Origin of the sequence: Actinospica durhamensis (assembly GCF_018139695.1) — a bacterium.
In the GTDB taxonomy this organism is placed as follows: Bacteria; Actinomycetota; Actinomycetes; order Streptomycetales; family Catenulisporaceae; genus Actinospica; species Actinospica durhamensis.
The window spans coordinates 1-410 of record NZ_JAGSOG010000829.1; the positions used below are offsets into that span (position 1 = coordinate 1).

At 69.8% G+C, this 410-nt stretch carries 1 pseudogene; it reads left to right on the forward strand.

Features of this window, described 5'->3' with window-relative positions:
• Positions 1-280: pseudogene (locus KDL01_RS47335) on the forward strand (DUF6776 family protein); the annotation flags it as partial.
• Positions 281-410 lie beyond the last annotated feature (130 nt).

The following is a 410-nucleotide window of genomic DNA, read 5'->3' on the forward strand; positions in this document are numbered from 1 at the left end:
CATCGGCGCCGGACAGCTGCGCTGGCAGGTGCTGGTGATCCAGCCCGTGCGCAATGCCCCCGAATTCAAGGGCCGGCTGGAACTGCTGGTCGAAGGGACCCGGGACGGACGGCCGTGGACGCAGCCGCTGCCCGGCGGCGGGCAGGCGCTGCAGTTCGAGCACTACCGCCGCGTCGAGGGCGTGTCGGAGATCCCGGCGAATGCCGTGGTAAAAACCGTGACCGCGCGGGTTCTGGAGGGGAGCGCGGTGCGCGCCGTCCAGCACTTCCCGGTGGAGTGAGGTGAGTCCTGGCGCGCGCCTGCCGTCCCGGCGATCCCTCCGGCCATGCCGCAAGGAGATTCCCGCCATGTTTTCCCGCAAGAAGCAGCCGCCCATCAAGAGCCTGATCGCGCATGGCACCCGCATCAAC